The organism is Pseudomonas sp. SDO55104_S430 (genome assembly GCF_054070595.1).
Genome location: NZ_JBSVXG010000135.1, coordinates 1 through 16,087, shown reverse-complemented (window position 1 = coordinate 16,087; position 16,087 = coordinate 1). Strand labels below are relative to the sequence as shown.

The following is a 16,087-nucleotide window of genomic DNA, read 5'->3' as shown; positions in this document are numbered from 1 at the left end:
TTGGAATGCATTTCCCTGTGGGAGCGAGCCTGCTCGCGATGGCGTCAGAACCATCACTGCTTGGGCGCCTCGCCCGGCTTCGGCGGCGGGTTGTCAAACAGGTTCAACCGCTCGCGCAGCTCATGGGCCGGCAACGGCTCCTTGTCCGCCGGCAACGCGTTCGGATCAGCTGGCGGCGTGGCCGGTGCCGCGCCCGGCGCTGCTGGTGGAGTCTCCGGAGCCGGTTCCGCGCCTTGCGAACCTTCGATGGCCCGCTGGGCCTTCTTGGTCAGCACGATGATGTCGATACGACGGTTGACCGGGTTGAAGGGATGCTCGCGATCAAACAGCGCTGACGATGCATAACCCACGACCCGCGCCACTTGCTGATCCGGATAACTGCCCGCCACCAGCGCACGCCGAGCGGCGTTGGCACGGTTGGCCGACAGCTCCCAGTTGCCGAAATCACCAGTGCCAATATACGGCTTGGCATCGGTGTGGCCGCTGATGCTGATCTTGTTCGGCACTGCCTTGATGGTGTCAGCCATGGCCAGCAGGATGTCTTCGAAATACGGCTTCAGACGTGCAGAGCCCGAGTCGAACATCGGCCGGTTCTCGGCGTCCACGATCTGGATGCGCAAACCGTCCGGGGTGATCTCGAACATGATCTGGTCTTTGAACTTCTGCAGCTGCGGGTTCTCTTCGACCTTGTTCTGCAATTCCTGCAGCAACAGTTCGAGACGCTCCTTCTCTACCATCTCGGCCATGCCTTCGACCTGCTCGGCGTCGACCGTGACCTTGTCCGGCTGCGGTTGGGACTTCACCTCGGGGTTAAGGGTGTTTTCCGGCGCCAGGGTCGGCGTACCGCCCAGATCGATGATGTAGGGCGTACCGCTTTCGGAGAAGCCGATCGGGTCTTTGAAGTAACCGGCGATGGCGATCTTCTGCTCCGGCGTTGCGGTGGACAGCAGCCACAACACCAGGAAGAACGCCATCATCGCCGTGGCGAAGTCGGCGAAGGCGATTTTCCAGGCGCCCCCGTGATGCCCGCCGGCGATGCGCTTGACGCGCTTGACGATAATCGGCTGGTTATTTTCCATGACTTAGCGACCGCGAACCGCTTGTTCCAGCTCCGCGAAGCTAGGACGGTGCGCCGGGTACAGAACCTTGCGCCCGAACTCCACGGCCAGCGATGGCGGCATGCCCGAAGCCGAGGCTACCAGCGAAGCCTTGATGGCTTCGTAGACGTTCAGTTCTTCCTTGGCGTCGTGGGCCAGGGAGTGGGCCAGCGGACCGAAGAAGCCGTAAGCGGCGAGAATACCGAAGAAGGTACCTACCAGCGCCGCACCTACGTGCAGGCCGATGGACGCCTGGTCGCCCTCGCCCAGGGAGGCCATGGTCACCACGATACCCAATACTGCCGCGACGATACCGAAGCCGGGCATACCGTCAGCGATACCGTTCACCGCGTGAGACGGGTGCTCGAGATCTTCCTTGAGGCTGTAGAGCTCCATGTCGAACAGGCCTTCGAGCTCATGGGGCGCCATGTTGCCGGAGGACATGATGCGCAGGTAATCGCAGACGAAAGCAGTCATGCGCTCGTCTTTCAGGACCGAAGGGTACTTGGCGAAGATCGGGCTCGCGGCGGCGTCTTCGATATCGCCCTCGATGGCCATCATGCCTTCGCGACGACTCTTGTTGAGGATCTCGTAGATCAGGCCCAGCACTTCAAGATAGAAGGCGTGACTGAAACGCGAACCGAACATGCTCAGGGACTTCTTGAGCACGTGCATGGTCATATAACCAGGGTTGGCCTGCAGGAACGCGCCGAGGGCCGCACCACCGATGATCATGACCTCGAAGGGTTGGATCAGGGCGGCGATTTTACCGTGGGAGAGCACGTATCCGCCGAGCACGCTCGCGAATACGACGATGATGCCGATTATTTTAGCCATAGGTTGGGGAGCACTTACTGAGTCGGGTTCAAGGTCATATTCGGAAGTTAATAAATCTCTTCTTCTACTTATCGGCAAAACTGCGCCAGACTAAAGGCAGTTCAGGCGAAAAGCCAATTTGACCCACTCCGGGCCCCGGGAATGCTGACGATGATCGCCTCCAGACATGGCTAACGAAACCAACGCTGCGACTCAAAAACCGACAACCCTCGAAGGCTGGGTCAAGCTTCTGGATGGCGTGCGACTACCGATTCCCCAGGCCAGTCACGACCGTGTCTGCCGGGCGATCCGCGACAGTCGCAGCTCGTTGCGCAACATTGCCGAACTGATGCAGGACAGTCCTGCCCTGGCACTGAGCATTTTTCGCGAAGCCAACCGGCACAACCACGGCAGCTTGAGCGAGCCTGCGGAAAACCTCGAAGTCGCGATCAGTCGCCTTGGTCTCAAGCGCACCGAGGAGCTGCTCGAGCGCCTGCCCGCCATCCCCCAGCACGAAATCCCCAAGGCCCTGCGCCAACTGCAGATGATCAGCCAGCACGCCACGCAGCAGGCCAACGGCTTTTTCGCCAGTCGCCTGGCGCGGCTGTGGCAGGACATCCACTGGGGCAGCCTGCTGTTTCTTTCGCCATTGTGGCCACTGGCGCTGACCCATCCACAGTTGCTCGAAGAGTGGGAGCTGCGGGTCATCCATAAGGGCGAGTCGGCACGCAAAGTCGAGAAGCAATTGTTTGGCGTGCGTCTGCTGAAAATCGGCCTGGCGATGGTGGACCTCTGGCGCCTGCCGATCTGGGTCCAGCAGGGTTACAAGCTGCTGCTGAGCGAGCAGCGGGAACTGGTGAAAGTGCTGCGCATCGCCCGCGACAGCGAACACCCGCTGCGCCAGCAGAATCGTCTCGACGACGACCCGACCCTGCGCACCTGGCTCAATCAGCCGGCCAACACGGTGCTGCTGGCCAACGGTCTGGCGCTCTCGGCGCAACAGGCCTGGGACAGCCCGCACAGCCAGCGCTGGCAGTACCTGACCAGCCTTTATCTGCAAATTTCGATGGACGAGGTGCAACAGCAGTTGCACCAACAGGCGGCCAACAGTGCGCGTCACCACGCCATGCCCGACCTGTGGCACCCCGCCGTTGCGCTGCTCTGGCCGTGGGGCACGAACCGTGTGCATGCCGGCCTGCTGCCGGCCCCGGCGCCTACCGCCGAAGACCTGGCCAAGTGGCGCAGCCAATGCGCCGAACTGCTGGTCGAGCCGAGCCGCTTCACCAATGCCATGCACCTGACCACCTCGGCCCGCGATGCCTTGATTGCCTGCGGCATGCGCCGGGTGATGATCCTGATGGCCGACCGCACCCACGCCAACCTGCGGGTCCACCAGACGGCCGGACTGCCAAAAGAAGCTGCCGGCCTGAATTTCGTGGTCAGCCAGAGCAACGTGCTGCAACGTTTGCTGGCGCAACAGGCGCAGGTGCGGATCACACCGGACAACAACGCGCAATTTTCCGCTCGCCTGCCCAACAGCCTGCGGGCGCAGTTCGGCGGTGAACATTTGCTGATTCGATCACTGGTCAACAATGGCCGGGTGATCATGATCGTCGTCGCCGATCAGGGTGGCGGGCCGTTTTCCGAGATCACCGTACAAGCCTTTGGCAAAACCGCGCAGTGCATCGAGAAGGCACTGCACAGCTTTAGTCAGCGCGGCAAATAAGCCTGCGTTACAATCCCCGTTTTTTTGTGCCCTGGAGACCTCACATGTCTGACTTCTCTGGCTTGCCGCTGGTCATCGAGCCGAGCGACTTGCTCCCTCGCCTCGAGGCCCGCGAGTTGATTCTGGTCGACCTGACCAGCAGCGCCCGCTACACCGAAGGGCACATTCCTGGCGCGCGTTTTGTCGACCCGAAACGCACCCAGCTCGGCCAGGCGCCTGCGCCGGGGCTGATGCCGCCGCAAGCGGCGCTCGAAGCGCTGTTCGGCGAACTGGGCCACAATCCCGACGCAGTCTACGTGGTGTATGACGACGAAGGCGGCGGCTGGGCCGGGCGTTTCATCTGGTTGCTGGATGTGATCGGTCACCACAAATACCACTATATCGACGGTGGCCTGCCGGCCTGGCTGGCCGAAGGCTTGCCGATGTCGATCCAGGTCCCGGCGCCGGTTGGCGGCCCGGTGCCGTTGACCCTGCACAACGAACCCACCGCCACCCGCGAATACCTGCAAAGCCGTCTCGGCGCCGCCGACCTGGCGATCTGGGATGCGCGCGGGCCGCTGGAGTTCTCCGGCGAGAAAGTCCTGGCCGCCAAGGGCGGACACATCCCGGGCGCGGTCAACTTCGAATGGACCGCCGGCATGGATCAGGCGCGCAACCTGCGCATCCGTACCGACATGCCGCAGATCCTGGAACAACTGGGGATCAGCAAAGACAAAGAAGTCATCACCCACTGCCAGACCCATCATCGTTCTGGCTTCACTTATCTGGTGGCCAAGTCCCTCGGTTATCCGCGGGTCAAGGGCTACGCCGGCTCCTGGGGCGAATGGGGCAATCATCCCGACACCCCTGTAGAGATTTAAGGTCTTAAGGACAATTAATGAACAAGCGTCTGTTTATCATCAGCCAGTACCTGCTGCCCCACCACTTGCTCTCGCGACTGGCCGGCTGCATCGCCGAGTGCCGCGTGCGCTGGTTCAAGAATGCCTTCACCGCCTGGTTCGCCAAGCGCTATCAGGTGGACATGTCCCAGGCGCTGGTCGAAGACCTGACTGCCTATGAGCATTTCAACGCCTTCTTCACCCGCGCCCTGAAAGATGGCGCGCGTCCACTGGACGAAACCCCGGGCGCGATTCTCAGCCCGGCCGATGGTGCAGTCAGCCAATTGGGCCCGATCGAACACGGTCGCGTATTCCAGGCCAAGGGCCACAGCTTCAGCGTGCTGGAGTTGCTCGGTGGCGATGCTGCCAACGCCGCGCCGTTCATGGGTGGTGATTTTGCGACTATCTACCTGTCGCCGAAGGACTACCACCGCGTACACATGCCGCTGGCCGGTACTTTGCGCGAAATGGTCTACATCCCGGGGCGGATTTTCTCGGTGAACCAGACCACGGCCGAAAACGTTCCGGAACTGTTCGCCCGCAACGAGCGTGTGGCGTGCATTTTCGACACCGAGCGCGGGCCGATGGCCGTGGTGCTGGTGGGTGCGATGATCGTCGCATCGATCGAAACCGTATGGGCTGGCCTGGTCACTCCACCGAAGCGCGAACTGAAAACCTTCCGCTACGACGAAGCCGCCCGCGCGCCGATCCACCTGGAAAAAGGTGCGGAGCTGGGTCGTTTCAAACTGGGTTCGACCGCTGTCGTGCTGTTCGGGCCGGATCAGGTGAAATGGGCTGAAGAACTGGCGGCGGGATCGCCGGTTCAGATGGGTCAGGGCCTGGGCTCGCCAAAGGCCTGAGTCTGACGCAAGCCCAATGTGGGAGCGGGCTTGCTCGCGAAAGCGGTGTATCAGTCGACATTGTGTTGTCTGACACTCCGTATTCGCGAGCAAGCCCGCTCCCACAGTTGTTTTGCGGCGTTAGATGTTGTGCGGTGTTATAGCTGCCCGTCGCGATCGCGGAAGCCCAGCAGGTACAGCACACCATCCAGCCCCAGGGTCGAGATCGCCTGCTTGGCCGACTGTTTAACCAACGGCTTGGCGCGGAACGCGACGCCCAGTCCGGCAATCGCCAGCATCGGCAAATCGTTGGCGCCGTCACCGACCGCAATGGTCTGCTCCAGACGCAAACCTTCCTTGACCGCCAGTTCCTTCAATAGATCAGCCTTGCGCTGCGCATCGACAATCGGCTCGACCGCGACACCGGTCACCTTGCCGTCCACCACTTCCAGCTCGTTGGCGAACACGTAATCGATGCCCAGCTTGGCCTGCAACTGCTTGGCGAAGTAGGTGAAGCCGCCTGACAGAATGGCCGTCTTGTAGCCCAGGCGCTTGAGTTCGGCGAACAGGGTTTCGGCGCCTTCGGTCAGACGCAGCGAAGCGCCGATCGAGTCCAGCACGCCGACATCCAGCCCCTTGAGCAGAGCCAGACGCTCCTTGAAGCTGGCACGGAAATCCAGTTCACCGGCCATGGCCCGCTCGGTAATTTCCGAGACCTTGTCGCCCACGCCGGCGGCCTTGGCCAACTCGTCGATGACTTCGGCTTCGATCAGGGTCGAGTCCATGTCGAACACCGCCAGACGGCGATTGCGACGGAACAGCGAATCTTCCTGGAAGGCGATGTCGACGTTCAATTCCTGAGCCACGCTGAGGAATTCGGCGCGCAGTGCCTGCGGATCGGCCGCTTCGCCGCGCACGGAAAACTCGATGCAACCCTTGCCCTGGTCGGCCGGGGTATCCAGCGGCATGCGCCCGGACAGTCGATCGATGTGATCGATGTTCAGGCCGTACTTGGCGGTGATCGAGCTCACGGCCTGCAATTGGCCGGCGGTCACCTTGCGGGTCAGCAGCGTCACGATGTGGCGCTTCTTGCCCTGATTGCCGACCCACTGCTGGTAATCCTGCTCGGAGACGGGCGTGAAACGTACCTGTTGATCCAGTTCATAACCTTTGAACAGGATGTCTTTGAGGACAGACTTGCCCTGTTCGGTGTCGGGAATTTCAACCAGGATGCCGAACGACAGGGTGTCGTGGATCACCGCCTGACCGATGTCGAGAATGTTCACACCACCCTGGGCCAGAACGCCGGTAATGGCCGCAGTCAGACCCGGACGATCGGATCCGGTGATGTTTATCAGGACGATTTCGCGCAAGGCGCACCCCCGCAAGTGGAAAAAAACCGCATTCTACCCACTTTCAGTGACCATCGGGCACCGTGAGCGCTTTGACGGTCTAGGGCCTCTCGCTATACTGCGCGTCAACTTCACGGACTAAGAGCCGAGCTCAAGTGAACCGGCCCACGCCAGTAAAAACCGATAACTTCTTCCTGCTGATCTTCCGGGCACTGCGCCACCGCCGTGTACCGATTGCATTGCGCATTGCCAGCCATAACGTGATCCTGGTCGCCCTGGCCCTGGTGATCTATGCCGGTGTGATGGGTTTGCAGTTCAAGCAGGCCATGCACGAGCAGGCGGATGCGCTGGGTGAAAGCCTGACCACGCAGACCGCGACCTCCGCTACCGAACTGTTGGTGTCCAACGACATCCTCAGCCTCAACGTGCTGCTCAATAATCTGACCAAGAACAAGCTGGTGGCCCACGCCGCCATCTACAGCATGGATAATCGCATCCTTGCCGAAGCCGGTCAGCGTCCCAAGCACGGCCTGCTGGGCGAGGCCGAAGGCATTTATCAGAGCAAGATCACCTTCCAGGACGTGACCGCCGGCCAGTTGCGCATCAGCCTGGACATGGACCAGTTCCAGCAGCCGATGACCATCAGTCTGCAGAGCATGGGCATTCTGAGCGCAATCTTGTTGGCATTGTCGCTGGCCTTGAGCCTGCGCCTGGGCCGCCACATCACCACGCCTCTGTTGCAGTTGCGGGTGTGGTTGCGCCGTATCGACGAACACACCCCTGGCATTGACCGTCAGGACGAGATCGGCGATCTGGCGCGCCAGCTGCACGCCGACTTCGCACCGGAACCTGCCGAACCCGAGCCTGAACCGGAGCCCGAGTTCGACGACAATGATTACGACGATGCGCAACCGGGTTTCGACGAAGGCCGTCCGTTGACCGCAGTCAAAGCTGCGCCACGGCGCGCTGTCAGCACCGTCGATGATGATGACGATGATGCGTTCGCCGATCTGCTCGATGAATCAGATGACAGCCCGGTAAAAACGCCGGTCAAATCCAATCTGCCGCAACACAGCGCCGTGCTGGCCGTGCAGCTGGGTTCTCAGGAGCAACTGCGCCGCCTGCCCCGCACTCGCCTGGAAGAACTGCTCAAACGCTACCGCGACTGCCTTGATCAGGCGGCGTCGCTCTATCAGAGCGAGCTGCACACCCTGAACGATGGCAGCACGCTGATGCTGTTCCATACCGAGGACAGCGGCGACGACTACCTGACCAACGCGATCTGCTGTGGTGAACTGCTGCGGGCGCTGGGTCATCAGTTGCAGATCGAAGTCGCCGACAGCGGCATCACCCTGCAATTGCAGCTGGGTCTGACCCTGGGTGACGAGCTGTTCGGTCTGAGCCAGATCGACCTGCTGCTGACCGACCCGGCCCAGGACGCCCTGGCCCTGTCGCAGCACAGCCGTAACCTGCTGCTGGTTGAGCGCAAGATCAGCGACGATGCGCTGATTCGCCAGCGCGCCCGCATCCGACCGATCGCCAGTCCTGAGGGGGCTTGCTGTGTGGAGCGGTTGATGGAGCCTTATCCGTCGATGCTCGAGCGGCAACTGGCGCGGATGCACGAACGCCGGGCTTAACCGCCAGCCTTGATGTAGAAAAGCCCGCAGATGAGTGATCGTCTGCGGGCTTTTTTGTTGCCTGGTGTGGAGCTATCGCGAGCAGGCTCGCTCCCACAGGATTCGCGCATCTGGGAATTCTTTGCTGGCTGTGCGGGCCCATTCGCGGGCAAGCCCGCTCCCACAGGGATCGCGGCGTATACAGAACCGGGGTACACCATCGTCCACTGTGGGAGCGGGCTTGCCCGCGAAGAGGCCGGAACAGCCAGCGAAAATCTCAACCCTGCAGAAACAACAAAGCCCACACAAGGCGGGCTTTGGCGATGAATCAACGACGACCTTAGAAGCGGAACACTTCCATATCGGTGCGAATCGGCGCAGCCATCGGGATCTTCGGCTGCTTTTCGGCCTCAGCGGCAGGCGCCACAGGCTTGGCGGGTGCCTTGCGCGGTGCGGCTTCGGCTACCGGTGGCTGGTTGGCCAGCGGCTTGAGCGCCACGGACAACTGCTCGGCGAGCTTCTGCAACAACGCACCCTGCGCATGAACCTGGGCGGCCGTGGTGCCGGCGTGTTGTTCCTGAAGGTGAATGATGCGGTTGTCACGCACCTGACCACGACGGTCGATCAAGCGCCACTGGGCATCGAGGATCGCCGGTTGCTTCTGGCCCGAATCCAGACGAGTGATGGTCAGCAAAACCTGAACATCCGGGGTGAAGCCCGCGGTAGCCGGCGCCAGTACGACGCGTTGGCTGTCCAGGCGACCGGACACCTGACGCAACAGCAACTGATCGATGTCCGAAGACAGGCTGCCCGCCCAGCGACCATCGGTCGAAGCCTGCAGGCTGCCGTCAGGCTGGCGCTGCAACAGGGTTTCGCGTTGCAGATAGTCGGCAACGGTCACCGGCCCCAGCAAAACTGCCATGCCCGCGCTTTGCGCAGGCTGAACCGGACTTCCTGTGTCCAGTTGGTACAGCGACACCGGCTGGTGCACGCTGCAACCCGCCAGGCCTAGAAGCCCGGCGAGCATGAGAATAAAAGGAAGGCGCAGAGCAGTCATCGTCCCATCCAGGTGATCGCCATAAGGTCGATCACAGTGAAAATACTCAATAAATATGAAGAACGCTCGGCCACGCCGGCGCTTGAAAGGGCATATCATCCGTGAATATGCGCTCCGACTCCAGCGCCAAAGCGCCGAACTACGCGTTAAATCGTAGATCCGGCGCTCTAGGACGCTTAATTGAGGTTTTCGACGAGCAGCGCATCCACTCGCTGGAAGCCACGTGGCAATTTGTTGCCACGACGCCCACGTTCACCTTTGTAGTGTTCGAGGTCGTCCGCTTTCAGCGACAAGGTACGTTTTCCGGCCTGCAGCACCAAGGTGGCGCCTTCCGGTATGACGGCGATGTCCGTGACAAACTCTTCGCGACTGGCCACTCGCTCACCGGAAATCCCGATGATCTTGTTGCCTTTGCCCTTACCTAATTGTGGCAGATCACTGATCTTGAAGATCAGCAGGCGACCTTCGGTGGTCACCGAGGCCAGCCAGTTCTGCTCGCGATCGGCCACCGGACGCGGGGCGATCACTTTGGCGTTGTTCGGCAGGCTCAACAGCGCCTTGCCCGCCTTGTTCTTGGCCTGCAGATCTTCACCCTTGACCACGAAACCGTAGCCGGCGTCGGAGGCGATGACGTACAGCGCATCGTCTTCGGGCATCAGCACGCATTCAAAGCTCGCGCCAGGCGGTGGCGTCAGACGACCGGTCAGCGGTTCGCCCTGGCCACGGGCCGATGGCAAGGTGTGCGCCGCCACCGAATAGCTGCGACCGGTGGAGTCGATAAACACCGCGAACTGGTTGGAGCGCCCCGCTGCCGAGGTCTTGAAGCCATCGCCGGCCTTGTAGGAAAGCCCGGTGGCGTCGATTTCATGACCCTTGGCCGAACGTACCCAGCCTTTTTCCGACAGCACGACGGTGATTTTCTCGTTCGGCAGCAGCTCGGTTTCGGTCAGGGCCTTGGCTTCGGCGCGCTCGACGATTGGCGACCGACGGTCGTCGCCGTAGGTTTCGGCGTCCTTGATCAGCTCGCTGCGCACCAGCTTCTTCAGCTTGGCTTCGCTGCTCAGCAGGGCTTGCAGCTTGGCTTGTTCCTTGAGCAGTTCGTCCTGCTCGGAACGCAGTTTCATTTCTTCCAGTCGCGCCAACTGACGCAAGCGGGTGTCGAGGATGTAATCAGCCTGGATTTCGCTCAGGGCGAAGCGCTCGATCAGCTTGGCCCGCGGATGCTCCTCGGTACGGATGATATGGATCACTTCATCCAGGTTGAGGTAAGCGATCAGCAAACCATCCAACAGGTGCAGACGACGCTCGACCTTGTCGAGGCGGAATTGCAGGCGGCGACGCACGGTCTGCACGCGGAATTCCAGCCACTCCACCAGCAAGTTGCGCAGGTTCTTCAGCTGCGGCTTGCCGTCCAGGCCGATGATGTTGACGTTGACCCGGTAGCTGGATTCCAGCTCGGTGGTGGCGAACAGGTGCTGCATCAGCGCTTCATGATCGACGCGGCTGTTGACCGGGATGATCACGATGCGGCACGGGTTCTCGTGGTCCGACTCGTCACGCAGGTCCGCCACTTGCGGCGCCTTGGACGGCTTGGCCTGCATCATCGCGGCGATCTGCTCCAGGACCTTGGCCCCGGATACCTGATGCGGCAGCGCGGTGACGACGATATCGCCGTCTTCGATGTGATAAACGGCGCGCATGCGCACCGAACCACGACCGGTTTCATAGATTTTCAACAGTTCGGCGCGGGGCGTGATGATTTCCGCTTCGGTCGGATAATCCGGGCCCTGAATGTGTTCGCAGAGCTGTTCGACCGTGGCCTTGGGCTCATCGAGCAGACGCACGCAGGCGCTGGCGACTTCCCGCAGGTTGTGCGGCGGAACGTCGGTGGCCATGCCTACGGCGATGCCGGTGGTGCCGTTGAGCAGGATGTTCGGCAAACGTGCCGGCAACACCAGGGGCTCGTCGAGGGTGCCGTCGAAGTTCGGGCCCCAGTCGGCGGTGCCCTGCCCCAGTTCGCTGAGCAATACTTCGGAATACCGCGACAGCCGCGCCTCGGTGTAACGCATGGCGGCGAAGGATTTGGGATCGTCCGGCGCACCCCAGTTACCCTGACCGTCCACCAGCGTGTAGCGATAGCTGAACGGCTGGGCCATCAGCACCATGGCTTCGTAGCAAGCCGAATCGCCGTGGGGGTGGAACTTGCCGAGCACGTCACCGACGGTACGCGCCGATTTCTTGTGCTTGGAGTCGGCATCCAGACCCAACTCGCTCATGGCATAGACGATGCGCCGTTGTACGGGCTTCAGGCCGTCGCCGATATGCGGCAAGGCACGGTCCATGATCACGTACATGGAGTAGTTGAGGTAGGCATTTTCGGTGAAGTCAGCCAGCGATCGGCGTTCTACGCCATCTAAGCTGTCTGCAAGAATGTCGCTCATGCGGGCCTCATCGGTTCGTTGTCTGGCGCAGCAGCATGGTGCCACCGCGCTGGGTAAATTCAAGTTTGTTCAGGGCGCTCATGCCGAGCAGCACCTGGTCGCCATGCAGGCCGGGCGCCACCAGTGCGCGGACGTCCCGCAGCACGATGTCGCCCAGTTGCAGGCGGTCGATACGGGTGCGATAGCCCTGGCTCAGGCCGTTGGCCGTGCTCAGGGTCACACCGAAACCTTGTTCCAGCTTCAGGCGCTCGGCCAACTCTGCCGGAATCGCCACATCGGTCGCCCCGGTGTCGAGCATGAAATCCACGGGCTGGCCGTTGATATGGCCGCTGGCGACGAAATGCCCCTGGGCGTTACTGGCCAGTTTCACCTCGATGAAACCATCGCCCTGTTCCGAGCTGACCACCACATTCGGGTTCTGCTGGCGCTCTTCCCACTGGCCAAAAAATCGCGTCGCCAGAAACAGCGCGGCACACCACGCCAGCACCAGCATCACCCGACCGGCACGCTGCCCCGGGGTTTGCCGGCTCACGGCTTGGCACTCCAGCCACCCTCAGGTGCGGCGAAACGCCAGACGATCGGGCGGTTCTCGCCATCGGCGCGGGCATCATTATTGTTATCGATGCCGATCCAGGCGCCCTGCTCATCGATGACCAAGGCTTCCGCCAGCCCGAAGGACTGTGGATAACGACGATTTTCCTTCAATGCATCCTCGGCAAACGACCAGCAGCGCTCGACCTTGGCCGTCACCGCGTCACGACGGCAGATCTCGTACGCATTGCGTTCCAGGGTAAACAGCTTGCCGTTGTACAGCGACAGGTCGGCGAAATCCCGGGGCATCGGCTTGGCGCCCGGAAACTGCGAAGGCTGCATCTCCTTTCCGGCTTCGCTCAGCAGTACGCAGCCACCATCGCAATCCCAGACCGTCTGCTTGCGCTTGATCAGCAACAATCCGCGGCTCTCGCGCTCGGCGGCCAACCACAGCTGGTCACCCTCAGGATTGATTGCCAGACCTTCAAACACTGCATTGAAGTTCAACAAAAGGCCCCTGGCCCGCGCTTCACGAACCATCAGCGGCGAAATCTTCAGCCAGGAACTCGGCCCCGTTGGGGGAATCTGCAGCACGGCGGCGTGGGCCTCGCTGACGACGTAACGATTGCCGGCGCTGTCGCAGGTAATGCCTTCGAAATCCAGATCGCCGCCGCGCACGAAGGATGCGACCCAGGCGCGAGCGCGCAGCCCCCAGGGCAAACCGCTATCGGGTACCGGCGGAACATCGATGCCCACGGTTTCAGCGTGCCAGACACCGTCGCCGGTGGGCAGGCGATAGATCTGATCGTCGTCGCGGTCGGAAACCGCCCACAGCTCCTTGCCGCACTGAGCCAGGCCCGACAGGTTGCCGCCGCGCATGCCTTCGACGGCATGCTCGGACAACAGACGCAGTTGGGGTGCCGGTTCGGCAGAGACCGTGATCGAGGTCAGCAGCAACGCACACGCCAGGGCAAAGCCCTGACGCATCAGCTCAGCACCTCGGCCAGATTGCCCTTGGACTCAAGCCAGCTTTTGCGGTCACTGGCGCGCTTTTTCGCCAGCAGCATGTCCATCATCTCCGAGGTCGCAGCGAAGTCTTCGCCCAAGGTCAGTTGCACCAGACGTCGAGTGTTCGGATCCATGGTGGTTTCACGCAGCTGTGGCGGGTTCATTTCACCCAGACCTTTGAATCGGGTGACCTGCGGTTTGCCGCGCTTCTTCTCGGCAACCAGACGGTCGAGGATGCCATCGCGCTCGGCTTCGTCCAGGGCGTAGTAGATTTCCTTGCCCAGGTCGATGCGGTACAGCGGCGGCATCGCGACGTAGACATGGCCGGCTTCGACCAGCGCTCGGAAGTGCTGAACGAACAGGGCGCATAGAAGAGTCGCGATGTGCAGGCCGTCGGAGTCGGCGTCGGCGAGGATGCAGATCTTGCCGTAGCGCAGTTGGCTCATGTCCGCTGCACCCGGATCGACACCGATCGCCACGGCGATGTTGTGCACTTCCTGGCTGGCCAGTACTTCGCTGCCATCGACTTCCCAGGTGTTGAGGATCTTGCCGCGCAACGGCAGGATCGCCTGGAACTCTTTATCCCGCGCTTGCTTGGCGGAACCACCTGCGGAATCACCTTCCACCAGGAACAGCTCGGAACGCATCGGGTCCTGCCCGGCGCAGTCGGCGAGCTTGCCCGGCAGCGCCGGCCCTTGGGTGATGCGCTTGCGCTCCACTTTCTTGCTGGCCTTCAGGCGACGACCGGCGTTGTTGATCGCCAGTTCCGCCAGCGCCAGACCGGTTTCCGGATGGGCGTTGAGCCACAGGCTGAACGCATCCTTGACCACACCGGAAACGAACGCTGCCGCTTCACGGGACGACAGACGCTCCTTGGTCTGGCCGGAGAATTGCGGTTCCTGCATCTTCATCGACAGCACGAAGGCGATACGCTCCCACACGTCTTCCGGCGCCAGCTTCACGCCACGCGGCAGCAGGTTGCGGAACTCGCAGAACTCGCGCATGGCGTCGAGCAGACCCTGGCGCAGGCCGTTGACGTGCGTACCGCCCTGGGCGGTCGGGATCAGGTTGACGTAGCTTTCCTGCACCGCGTCGCCACCTTCCGGCAGCCACAGCAGCGCCCAGTCCACCGCTTCCTTGTTACCGGCCAGGCTGCCGCAGAACGGTTCGTTCGGCAGGCGTTCGAATTCGCTGACCGCGTCCACCAGATACGAACGCAGACCGTCTTCGTAATGCCATTCGACTTTCTCGCCGGTGGCCTTGTCTTCAAAGCTGACCAGCAGCCCCGGGCACAGTACGGCCTTGGCCTTGAGTACGTGCTTGAGGCGGCTGATGGAGAATTTCGGTGAATCGAAGTATTTCGGGTCCGGGGAGAAGAACACGCTGGTCCCGGTGTTGCGCTTGCCGACGCTGCCGACGATTTCAAGCTCGGTGGCCTTGAAGCCATCGGCGAAGGTCATCTGGTATTCGTTGCCGTCGCGTTTGACCCGCACCCGCACTTCGGTCGACAGGGCGTTGACCACGGAAATACCCACCCCGTGCAGACCGCCGGAGAACTGGTAGTTCTTGTTGGAGAATTTGCCGCCCGCGTGGAGCTTGGTGAGGATCAGTTCGACGCCCGACACGCCTTCTTCGGGGTGAATGTCCACCGGCATGCCGCGACCGTCGTCACTGACTTCCAGCGAGTGATCGGCGTGCAGGATGACCTGCACCGATTTGGCGTGCCCGGCCAGCGCTTCGTCGACGCTGTTGTCGATGACTTCCTGGGCGAGGTGGTTCGGTCGGCTGGTGTCGGTGTACATGCCGGGGCGCTTGCGCACCGGGTCGAGGCCCGAGAGGACTTCGATGGCGTCGGCGTTATAGGAGCTAGCGCTGGGAGTGGCCATGGGGTCTCGTCGTCCTTCAGTGAAAAGCTGTTCAGTGAAAAAAATTCAGTGCCAAAAGTGGCAGGGGTCACAGTGCCGCGAAATCGATCGCCTGATACTGATCCGCGCCAATGCCGGCAAAACTCAGCATTGCCGGAAGGCGTTCGGCAAAACCCTGGAAACCATGGTCGCCACCGGCCTGGATGCGCAAGGCGCAGGCCCGGTAATACTGCTGGGCGAGGCGATAGTCCAACGTTTCGTCCCCGGTCTGCAACCACACCTGATAACGATGGGGATCCTGCGGCGCCGGCACTTCCAGCTCGGCCAGGGCCGTCACGTGGTCGTGGGTCAGTTCCCAGGCCTCATCGGTATACAGGTTTTTCTGCGTTCCCAGAAATCCGTCGAACATCCGGTGCGGACTGACAGCAGGGTTGATCAACAGGGCTTTCAAGCCATGACGCTCGGCCAGATGAGTCGCATAGTAGCCGCCGAGCGAGCTGCCGACCAGCAGCGGCCGACCGAGCTCGGCAATCGCCTGCTCCAGCTGGCCAATGGCCTGGCGCGGGTGGTGATGCAAGGCTGGCACCCGCAGATGATCGCTCAGGCCCAGGCGCTCCATCACTTCGCTCAACACCGTGGCCTTTTTCGAGGCGGGCGCGCTGTTGAAACCGTGGATGTAGAGGATCGAGCCGGACATGGGGACTCCCTGTGCGTCGGGTAAAGATGGCGGAGTTTACAGGGTGTCGGGCAAATCGGGATATTCGTGGGAATTATGTCGCCTGGACGGACGCCATCGCGGGCAAGCCCGCTCCCACAAGGATCTTCAGTGAACACAAATAGTGTAAACGACGAAAAACCTGT

At 61.7% G+C, this 16,087-nt stretch carries 13 protein-coding genes; 4 read left to right on the top strand and 9 right to left on the bottom strand.

Annotation, left to right across the window (positions count from 1 at the left end; all coding sequences use genetic code 11):
• Positions 1–53: 53 nt before the first annotated feature.
• Together motB and motA are read right to left on the bottom strand one after the other, a co-directional pair.
• A complete protein-coding gene (gene motB, locus ACW9JE_RS20880; RefSeq protein ID WP_457433797.1) occupies positions 54–1,079 on the bottom strand; it encodes a flagellar motor protein MotB in 1,026 nt (341 codons plus the stop codon).
• Positions 1,080–1,082: 3 nt separating this feature from the next.
• Entirely contained in the window at positions 1,083–1,934 is an 852-nt protein-coding gene (motA, locus tag ACW9JE_RS20875) for a flagellar motor stator protein MotA (protein ID WP_224535676.1), read from the bottom strand.
• Between the two features lie 166 nt (positions 1,935–2,100).
• On the opposite strand from motA, the gene ACW9JE_RS20870 reads away from it, so the two are divergent.
• The 3 genes from ACW9JE_RS20870 to asd are packed head-to-tail and all read left to right on the top strand — an operon-like array spanning position 2,101 to position 5,377.
• Positions 2,101–3,639 (top strand): HDOD domain-containing protein, encoded by a 1,539-nt coding sequence (locus tag ACW9JE_RS20870; RefSeq protein WP_224535674.1) that lies wholly within the window; start codon positions 2,101–2,103, stop codon positions 3,637–3,639.
• Positions 3,640–3,683: 44 nt separating this feature from the next.
• Positions 3,684–4,499, top strand: a complete 816-nt coding sequence (gene rhdA / locus ACW9JE_RS20865; protein WP_457433796.1) for a thiosulfate sulfurtransferase — start codon at positions 3,684–3,686, stop codon at positions 4,497–4,499.
• Positions 4,500–4,516: 17 nt separating this feature from the next.
• Entirely contained in the window at positions 4,517–5,377 is an 861-nt protein-coding gene (gene asd / locus ACW9JE_RS20860) for an archaetidylserine decarboxylase (RefSeq protein ID WP_457433795.1), read from the top strand.
• Between the two features lie 137 nt (positions 5,378–5,514).
• On the opposite strand, the gene serB is transcribed toward asd, so the two are convergent.
• The gene (gene serB, locus ACW9JE_RS20855) at positions 5,515–6,729 is read right to left on the bottom strand and encodes a phosphoserine phosphatase SerB (protein WP_224535667.1); all 1,215 of its coding nucleotides are present in this window, start codon (positions 6,727–6,729) and stop codon (positions 5,515–5,517) included.
• Positions 6,730–6,863: 134 nt separating this feature from the next.
• Here serB and ACW9JE_RS20850 point away from each other — a divergent pair, with 134 nt between their 5' ends.
• Positions 6,864–8,345, top strand: coding sequence for an AhpA/YtjB family protein (locus ACW9JE_RS20850; protein ID WP_457433794.1), 1,482 nt, complete (start codon positions 6,864–6,866; stop codon positions 8,343–8,345).
• A 319-nt stretch (positions 8,346–8,664) separates the two neighbouring features.
• On the opposite strand, the gene ACW9JE_RS20845 is transcribed toward ACW9JE_RS20850, so the two are convergent.
• The 6 genes from ACW9JE_RS20845 to ACW9JE_RS20820 form a co-directional block, all read right to left on the bottom strand.
• Positions 8,665–9,381, bottom strand: a complete 717-nt coding sequence (locus ACW9JE_RS20845; RefSeq protein ID WP_224535663.1) for a PqiC family protein — start codon at positions 9,379–9,381, stop codon at positions 8,665–8,667.
• 176 nt (positions 9,382–9,557) lie between these two features.
• Positions 9,558–11,822: a DNA topoisomerase IV subunit A gene (parC, locus tag ACW9JE_RS20840; protein WP_224535661.1), complete on the bottom strand. Its 2,265-nt coding sequence runs from the start codon at positions 11,820–11,822 to the stop codon at positions 9,558–9,560.
• A gap of 7 nt (positions 11,823–11,829) precedes the next feature.
• A complete protein-coding gene (locus ACW9JE_RS20835) occupies positions 11,830–12,354 on the bottom strand; it encodes a retropepsin-like aspartic protease family protein (protein WP_457433793.1) in 525 nt (174 codons plus the stop codon).
• A complete protein-coding gene (locus ACW9JE_RS20830) occupies positions 12,351–13,340 on the bottom strand; it encodes an esterase-like activity of phytase family protein (RefSeq protein ID WP_224535656.1) in 990 nt (329 codons plus the stop codon). The genes ACW9JE_RS20835 and ACW9JE_RS20830 overlap by 4 nt, the downstream gene beginning before the upstream one ends.
• Complete coding sequence (gene parE, locus ACW9JE_RS20825; protein WP_224535655.1) at positions 13,340–15,247, bottom strand: DNA topoisomerase IV subunit B; 1,908 nt, start codon at positions 15,245–15,247, stop codon at positions 13,340–13,342. Before parE ends, ACW9JE_RS20830 begins: the two co-directional genes overlap by 1 nt.
• A gap of 67 nt (positions 15,248–15,314) precedes the next feature.
• A complete protein-coding gene (locus ACW9JE_RS20820) occupies positions 15,315–15,923 on the bottom strand; it encodes a YqiA/YcfP family alpha/beta fold hydrolase (protein ID WP_224535653.1) in 609 nt (202 codons plus the stop codon).
• Positions 15,924–16,087 lie beyond the last annotated feature (164 nt).

Coding starts and splice junctions, on each gene's coding strand:
- motB (WP_457433797.1), bottom strand. CDS start 1,079: ATGGAAAATAACCAGCCGATTATCGTCAAGCGCGTCAAGCGCATCGCC.
- motA (WP_224535676.1), bottom strand. CDS start 1,934: ATGGCTAAAATAATCGGCATCATCGTCGTATTCGCGAGCGTGCTCGGC.
- ACW9JE_RS20870 (WP_224535674.1), top strand. CDS start 2,101: ATGGCTAACGAAACCAACGCTGCGACTCAAAAACCGACAACCCTCGAA.
- rhdA (WP_457433796.1), top strand. CDS start 3,684: ATGTCTGACTTCTCTGGCTTGCCGCTGGTCATCGAGCCGAGCGACTTG.
- asd (WP_457433795.1), top strand. CDS start 4,517: ATGAACAAGCGTCTGTTTATCATCAGCCAGTACCTGCTGCCCCACCAC.
- ACW9JE_RS20845 (WP_224535663.1), bottom strand. CDS start 9,381: ATGACTGCTCTGCGCCTTCCTTTTATTCTCATGCTCGCCGGGCTTCTA.
- parC (WP_224535661.1), bottom strand. CDS start 11,822: ATGAGCGACATTCTTGCAGACAGCTTAGATGGCGTAGAACGCCGATCG.
- ACW9JE_RS20830 (WP_224535656.1), bottom strand. CDS start 13,340: ATGCGTCAGGGCTTTGCCCTGGCGTGTGCGTTGCTGCTGACCTCGATC.
- parE (WP_224535655.1), bottom strand. CDS start 15,247: ATGGCCACTCCCAGCGCTAGCTCCTATAACGCCGACGCCATCGAAGTC.
- ACW9JE_RS20820 (WP_224535653.1), bottom strand. CDS start 15,923: ATGTCCGGCTCGATCCTCTACATCCACGGTTTCAACAGCGCGCCCGCC.